5 protein-coding genes and 1 pseudogene are annotated in these 7,854 nt (G+C 30.1%); 2 read left to right on the top strand and 4 right to left on the bottom strand.

Annotated features, from left to right (window positions below):
- Nucleotides 1–225: 225 nt before the first annotated feature.
- Nucleotides 226–432 (top strand): annotated as a pseudogene (locus BHF71_RS11645) (DUF3888 domain-containing protein); the annotation flags it as partial.
- A gap of 329 nt (nt 433–761) precedes the next feature.
- Here BHF71_RS11645 and BHF71_RS12205 read toward each other — a convergent pair.
- On the bottom strand, nt 762–2,459 hold the full coding sequence (locus tag BHF71_RS12205) for an AIPR family protein (protein ID WP_069657184.1): 1,698 nt from the start codon (nt 2,457–2,459) through the stop codon (nt 762–764).
- A gap of 1,200 nt (nt 2,460–3,659) precedes the next feature.
- Here BHF71_RS12205 and BHF71_RS08195 point away from each other — a divergent pair.
- Nucleotides 3,660–4,382, top strand: coding sequence for a type II toxin-antitoxin system PemK/MazF family toxin (locus BHF71_RS08195; RefSeq protein ID WP_069657183.1), 723 nt, complete (start codon nt 3,660–3,662; stop codon nt 4,380–4,382).
- 365 nt (nt 4,383–4,747) lie between these two features.
- On the opposite strand, the gene BHF71_RS08190 is transcribed toward BHF71_RS08195, so the two are convergent.
- The 3 genes from BHF71_RS08190 to BHF71_RS08180 form a co-directional block, all read right to left on the bottom strand.
- A complete protein-coding gene (locus BHF71_RS08190) occupies nt 4,748–4,966 on the bottom strand; it encodes a hypothetical protein (protein ID WP_069657182.1) in 219 nt (72 codons plus the stop codon).
- A gap of 371 nt (nt 4,967–5,337) precedes the next feature.
- The gene (locus BHF71_RS08185; RefSeq protein ID WP_069657181.1) at nt 5,338–5,946 is read right to left on the bottom strand and encodes a TIR domain-containing protein; all 609 of its coding nucleotides are present in this window, start codon (nt 5,944–5,946) and stop codon (nt 5,338–5,340) included.
- A gap of 69 nt (nt 5,947–6,015) precedes the next feature.
- Nucleotides 6,016–6,429 (bottom strand): hypothetical protein, encoded by a 414-nt coding sequence (locus BHF71_RS08180; protein WP_069657180.1) that lies wholly within the window; start codon nt 6,427–6,429, stop codon nt 6,016–6,018.
- Between the last annotated feature and the right edge of the window lie 1,425 nt (nt 6,430–7,854).

Below are 7,854 nucleotides of genomic sequence, written 5' to 3'. Positions count from 1 at the left end.
GCTCTTGTTGTTAATTTTTTAACGTATTTGTCTTGCTTCATTTCTTCTACTTTTTGTTGTAATTTTACAGAATTGATAGGAGCTATCCATTTACCAAATGACGAAAATAGTGTATCCTTGTCCATAAGCATGGTCCTTTATATTGGATTTGGACAGGGAGCACCTGTACTTCCATTATAAAGGATTTTTTTATGAACTAGTGATTATTAGAAGAAATATTCTGACTACATTAATGCAACGCTAGTGATTAAAATTATAAAAATAGAACGCCTTATAGAAGGTGGATATAAATTTAAAATGAAAATTTTAGTTCGTTCTTGGAAATCAGCTGTTCCACCTTATGGACTTGATACCATAACATTAGAAATGGGTCCATCAGGTACATTTGTTACCGAATTTATACATAGAGATGTAGAAAAATTAACTGAGTAAAATATAATAGGATGTAAATTATTTTTCTACATATATTTGATTTTTGCATATGATTTCTGATAACGTTCTGTATTCACGACGCCCTTGAGCTTACAAGGAGTTGCTAATGCCTTGCCAGACTTGGCAGGCTAATGGAACGACTGGCTCGGTTAGCGAAAGGGTGTGTCGCCGAATATGCTTCACTGCATATGTGAATTGCTTCTTTGAGTATTTCTTCATTTTCTCCTGCGACCAAGGGAGTTAGCCCGCTGTGTGAATGCTTTGTTATATGTAGTAGGACGCTTGATACACAAATTAAAACCATCAAAAAAAATGGAAGAATCCCCTTGTTAGAGAATTCTTAATAATATATCTGTAGTTTCCTTTTTCTCAAATACTTTTCTATCACCTAAATCGATACCTGATTTTTTAATTTTTTCAATTATATTTTCAAACACTGCTAAAGATTTTTCATTATCTAAAAGTAATTCAGTTAATGGTTTACAATACTCTCTTATTTTAGGACTGTTTAAGTTAGGCATATCACTCCCAGCAACCAATAATCTTGTTAACATCAAAATATGATATCTCATTCTTTTAGCTTCTTTTGGGAGTTTATTTGTTCTAAAAAATAAATCTAATTTATATAGCGCAAACGCACTAGTATAATAAGGTACAAATTCGTGATCTAATCTAAAAATTCTACTTCCCATTTTTTTTGCAATTGTACCATAATACCCAGATACACCATGTGGATTATCCAAAAACATAGCAGTAAATGATTTTATTTGATTTGGTATGTTAACTATTCTTGTTTTTGGAATAGTAGTATTACTATATTGATTTGTTCTTCTTTCGTAATATAATCTATTTTCATCAGTCATTGTATTATAATAAGTTTCAAGATTTTTTTGAAACTCAGATAATGCTTCGAGTTCTTCTTTCTTAACTGCTGTTTGACTATTGGTTGCTTTAGTTATATCATTCTTTATATCGTCATCATTAGTAATAATAATTCTTAATGGAATAATGACATTATTAATTGCTTCATTATTTACATTTTCATATAATACATGACTTGTTTGGGCTCCATTTACAATTTGGTAATTGGTTATGGTTATTGTATCCCCTGCACCTGATATCCTCTCTGCTACTACTGTTACCCCATTATTTAAAATGCTAAAAAAATCTGTTTTCCCCTCTTTTAATGTCTTATTAATTGCTTCATTAACATCATTATCAAAACCCAAAAAATCCCTTATATTATCATCAAAAACATTTTTTATATTTCCATTCTCATCTATAATTATTTTTTTAAACTCTCTAAAAGGTAACATGCCAAAATAGGCTACTTGTACATTTTTAGGAGTTGATGGAATTGTTACTTTCTTTTCAAATAAAAATGTCGCAGAAACTTGTTCTTTTGTCTTTCGATACATTTTTTGAATGGTTTTTGCATCACATGGATTAAAAATAACTTTTTCAAATAAATTAGTATTATCTAATTCTGCTATATTATTATTAATAACTTCTAATAGATTTTCATCCTCTTGCCATTTTCCAGTTGTAACATAGTAAAGACTACATATTGGATTTCTTTCTTCCATATATTCTGACTTACTGTAAATATAATCTTTCAATTCTATAAATTTTTTCATTTCATCAGACGAAAATATACTATTACTATTTTTACGAAAGAAGGTTTTAACCCATTCAAAAAAATTTAAAATATCATTATTATTGAATTTCGAAGAAGTTTTTGATTGTATAAAAATAAAATTCACATTTAATGTTCTATTCAATTCTATTAGATCATCTATTTCATAAATACTATTAACCAATTTATTATTTATTATAATTGCTATACCATCAATTCCTTGAGTAGAATCCCCTGTAAACGTATCTTCAATATTAAAACTTGTTCTATTATATTCATTACTAACTACACAAAAATTAGAAAATGCTTCAAATTTGTCAGAAAAATTATTACTTTCAATTTGAAACTTATTTGTAAATTCATTGACAAAACTACGTGTAATTTCGTCCATATTTTCACCCACCTAAAATTTATTTGTAATTTATAAAAAATTATTCACCAAAAATATACAAATACCTCTATTTTCAATAGGAAGTTTTATAAATTGGCCTATTACATATAACGATCTCGTATTCGCGACGCCCTTGAGCTTACAAGCGTTTCCGAGCTTTAGATAGCTCTTATCTTAAGCTCGGGAATGCTGTCTCGGTTAGCGAAAGGTTGTGTCGCCTGATTACACTTCCTCGATTCTTTTTGAATCTACTTCTCCTTGTCTTTTCTTCTTATTGCTTCAAGCGACCAAGGCGTACTTCATTTGAATCTACTTCTTTGCCATCGCCGCAGCGAGAATATTGTGTTATCCGATGTCGCTCTTTAAATATAATGAATATCCTTCCACCATCTCATAAACTTTTTAAATTTTGAATCAACATTTCCCATTTTTCTAATGATAACGTATATACTTGCTGTTAACCACTATTTACCATTAATAATCTGCGTTATCATTCCCAGTTACTTATTTAAGTTGATGAGTTATCTTATCATGTTAAATAGAATTGATGTGAAATAGCTTCTTTTTCTTCTCTTCGTTGAATATACCCTTAATCCATCTAATTAATTTCTAGTATTTATATCTATGAAAGATGGATTATATAGGTTATGCAATTGCCAACTTTAAAAATATTTGTTTTTACCATCTATCCAATTCTATTAATCTTCAAAACCTTAATTAAAAAAATGTTGATTCAATCCCTATTTATGTATTTATAAGATAGTCAATAATGTTATCGGTCTAATTTTCGTTTTCCCGGAATAATCCCACCATCCCCTAATTTAATGAGTGATCATATTAATTGAGTAGAATTGATCGAGAATTTTGGATAGAGCCAACTTATAATGTCAAAAAATATTAACGTCGGATCAATTCAAGCGAAACATCACCTTTAAATGATGGGATTAATAATGGATAACATTATTGTTGTGCTACAGCGATTTCCCAAGCAATGGCGATTTTCGGATAACGTTTCCCGTATTCCCGAAGTCAATGATTTTCTGATTTTGGGAATACGGTGTTAGGCGAAGTGACCGACATCTTTGAATGTATTTTTACATTATTTTATCATAAACATAAACAAATTATATAAATATTTAAAATATTATGAAGGATTTTCCTCTATTCTGTCGAAATATGAAGATGGAATGGAGGTGAGAGATGTTGCCGTTAACAGATATAAAAGGAAAATTAGAACAAAATTGTGAAAAATTAAATTTATCTCTAAATGATAACTTTATAATTAATAATGAATTAGATAGGACTATAAACAATTCAAATGAAATATTAAAAAATTTACCTCTACTTGATATTATTAACTTTATTTCGTGGAATGATGTGTGGAATAAATATGGTATTTACGGTTCAAAAAAACAAGAACAAAGAAATAATTTTTCTTCTAAAAGTTATAGTAGGGGAAGATTATTGTTAATAGATTATGGGCATCACAACATTGGTTTAGAGTTTTCATATGAACATATCGGGGTTGTCCTAAAAGATTTTGGTAATTTAATTTTGGTTTTACCAGTGACCTCTGATAGAGGCAAAAGATATCCTTCTAAAATAGAAAATACTATTATAAGAGTCAAAAGCGAAGAGTATAATCAATTTGATAACGATTCTATTTTACTATTACACCAAATTACATCCATAGGGAAAAATAGGATAATCAAAGATTTATTCCAAAATATCAGTAGAACAGAATTATTTAAAAAAGTAGAAGAAAAATTAATACAAATATATAGTCCATATGTAAATAAATTAAATAAAGATAAAGTTAAAGAATTTGAAAAATTAATCAAAAATCAGGAAGATGAGATAGAGAAACTTAGGCGGCAAATCAGAGAATTACAATTACAAATAAGTGAAGCATCTAGCTTCTGAAAAATAAATTAAAATTTTATTTTATATATTGACATCTATTAGTATGAATAATAATATATATGTAAAGAATGTTATAATAACCCTTGCTAAAAGCAAGAGGCTAACATATGATAATGACCCGTGTCTTTGACATGAGGCTAAAGTAAAAAGCCCTTATTTGTAAGGGCTTTTTACTTTTTATTTTAAAAAGACACCACATTTTTTGTGATGTCTTTTTTCATTTATATATTTATTTGGGAGGTGTTTAGTATGGGTACAATAATCATGGGAAAAGGAGGATTTAGATTTGTTTTAAATAAATCAAATCCATCTTTCACCATAATCGACATAAAAACGTTTAATGGTACTAAAATAATTTCTTTTATTTAATCTTCAAAATTAATTTTCCCATTATTATTTTTAATATTTTTATTACTCCATATTAATGATTCGTTTTTACCTTTTTCTAAAATTTGAACAATAACTGATCCGTTTTTGTGAATTAGTATATTTATTTCATTAGTATCAGTTACTTCAGAAAGCATTTTGATTTTAGAAAAATCTTCTTCTAATTCTATATGGGGAGTATTAATTTTCATTTCCACTTCTCTCACCTCCTTTTGGTGGGATAGCGTAAGGATTTTGGTCATTTCGCCTAACGGTCTCGTATCCCCGACGCCCTTGAGCTTACAGGGAGTTGCTAATGCCTTGCCAGACTTGGCAGGCTAATGCAACGACCGGCTTGGTTAGCGAAAGGGTGTGTCGCTGATTACACTTCTTTGATACTTTTTGAATCTACTTCTCATTGCCTTTTCCTCTTATCGCTTCAAGCGACCAAGGGCGCTAGCCCGCAGCGGGGATATATTGTTATCAGATGGAAGAGGTCCCACAGTTCAGAGTGCGACAGGACGTCGCACTCCATATTCATTTATTCCAGTATCAATTTAATAATTATTCCGTAGTATTTACAAACATCTTATTTAGTTTTTGTTATGTCATAACCACTAATATTTATACATTTATCATAAGCATTATCTATATACTTTTGCGGATCAGACAAAAAATCTTCTTCATTAACTAAAGCGATATACGAGCCAGTTAATACATCAACAGTTTTACACTGCTCGCAGAAATACTTTTTAGGATTTTGGTTGTAACGATTATTCACAATAATTGGATAAAGTTTGCTATCATCTGTTGAAATAGATTTATGTCCATCCGGTTTTATAGTTTCAGTTCTCAACCAATTATATCCCCCATTATATTTCATAACCACCCCAACAATACCATTACTGCGTGAAGTATTATCTCCTCTTCTTATTTCCTTCAATGAATATTCAATCTCCCAATCAATCCATTTACTTTTTGTCATATTTGGGGATACAATCACTATAGTTACTGATGTTCCCCAAATCATATCTTTCAAATTTTTTTTGATATTTTCAGTTGTAGTATCTGTTAAATCTGGAGAGTCACTTGTTTCCCCCTTATAAAACTGTGCGTCCTCTCCAAGTGCTTTAATAATTTCATCGCGTAGATTTTGCGATTCACTATATTTATATGAAATAAACGTTTTATGTGCCATCTATAATCTCCTTTCAACAATTTAATAGATTTTATATTATCAACTAAACAATATTCCAAATCTATAATGTTAAATTGCTATAATTGACATTATTGCAACAAGTATTATACTAGGTAAGTAAAACCATATTTCAATTGGGGCAAAAAAACAACTAAAATAACGTAGTTTTGTATCATTACCAATATTTGAAATAGAAATTTCCATGTTAAAATCATTTTCTTGGTTCATTCTAGCCTTATCATATAACTTTCTATATTTACGTTCTAATTGTAGATAGTAAGAATCAAGAAACCAAAAAATTAAAATTGGAATATACGCAACCAAGAAATACATTTTATTTGTATTGGTACTGGCAAAAGCAAGAATACCAGCTATAAGAGTAATTGCCCATCCTTTTAATATAAATGAATTTGTTGACATACGTGTTATTACTCCTTGTATCATCTCTAAATAAGAAATTTTACTTGTATCGGTAATATCCATAAACATTTTCTCCTTCTTTTAAATATATTCGCCACAGGACGTGGCGTTTTACCTCTTCTTTCTGATAACGGTCTCGTATTCACGACGCCCTTGAGCTTACAAGCGTTTCCGAGCCTTAGTTAGCTCTTAACTTGGGCTCGGGAATGCTGTCTCGGTTAGCGAAAGGGTGTGTCGCTGATTAAGCTTCTTCAAGTCTTTTAGAATCTACTTCTGCTTGACTTCTCTTCTTATCACTTCAGTCGACCAAGGCGTACTTCATTTGAATCTACTTCTTTGCTATCGCCGCAGTGTGAATATTGTGTTATCCGATGTCGCTCTTTAATTAGATTGAATAACCTTCCACCATCTCATGAACTTTTAAAAATTTGAATCAACATTTTCCATTTTCTAATGATAACGCATATACTTTCTGTTAATCACTATTTACCATTAACAATCTGCGTTATCATTCCCGGTTGCTTATTTAGATTGATGAGTTCTCATTCTCGTCTCAAATAGAATTGATGTGAAATAGCTTCTTTTTTCTTCTCTTCGTTGAATATCCCCCTAATCCATCTGATCGATGTCAAATATTTATATCTATGTAAGATGGATTATGTAGATTATGCAATTGCCAACTTTAAAAATATTTGTTTTTACCATCGAAACAATTCTATTAATCTTCAAAACCTTATTAAAAAAATGTTGATTGAATTCCTATCTATGTGTATTTATGAGATGGTCAATAATGTTATCGATCTAATTTTAGTTTTCACGAAATAACCCCATCATCCACTGGTTTTGAATGAATGATCTATATATTGGGAAGAATTGATCGAGAATTTTGGATAATGCTAACTTATAACATCAAAAGATATTAACGCCGTATCAATTCTAGCGAAACATCACCTTTAAACGAGGGGTTAAAGTAGATAACATTATTGTTGTGCTACAGCGATTTCCCAAGCAATGGCGATTTTCGGATAACGATCGATTATTCACGACGCCCTTGAGCTTACAAGCATTTCCGAGCTTTAGATAGCTCTTATCTTAAGCTTGGGAATGCTGACTCGGTTAGCGAAAGGGTGTGTCGCCTGTTTATGCTACCTCGATTCTTTTTGAATCTACTTCTATTTGACTTCTCTTCTTATCACTTCGAGCGACCAAGGCGTACTTCATTTGAATCTACTCCTTAGTTATCGCCGCAGTGTGAATATTTTGTTATCAGACGTCATGTGCCATCTTAGTATAAGCTCAAACAATAGTATTTTTTTAATTCAAAAACGTTGAATTGTTAATGATTAATTGATGGATAATAAAACAATAAAAAATAGGAGATGCAATAAAATGAAAGTAAAGATTGCTTTATTAATTATTACATTAACAATCTTCAATTTATCATATATTGTTTATTCTGAAGATAATAATGATCGTATAATTTTGTAT

The organism is Vulcanibacillus modesticaldus (assembly GCF_001730235.1).
In the GTDB taxonomy this organism is placed as follows: domain Bacteria; phylum Bacillota; class Bacilli; order Tepidibacillales; family Tepidibacillaceae; genus Vulcanibacillus; species Vulcanibacillus modesticaldus.
This window is presented reverse-complemented; position numbering and strand designations above follow the sequence as displayed.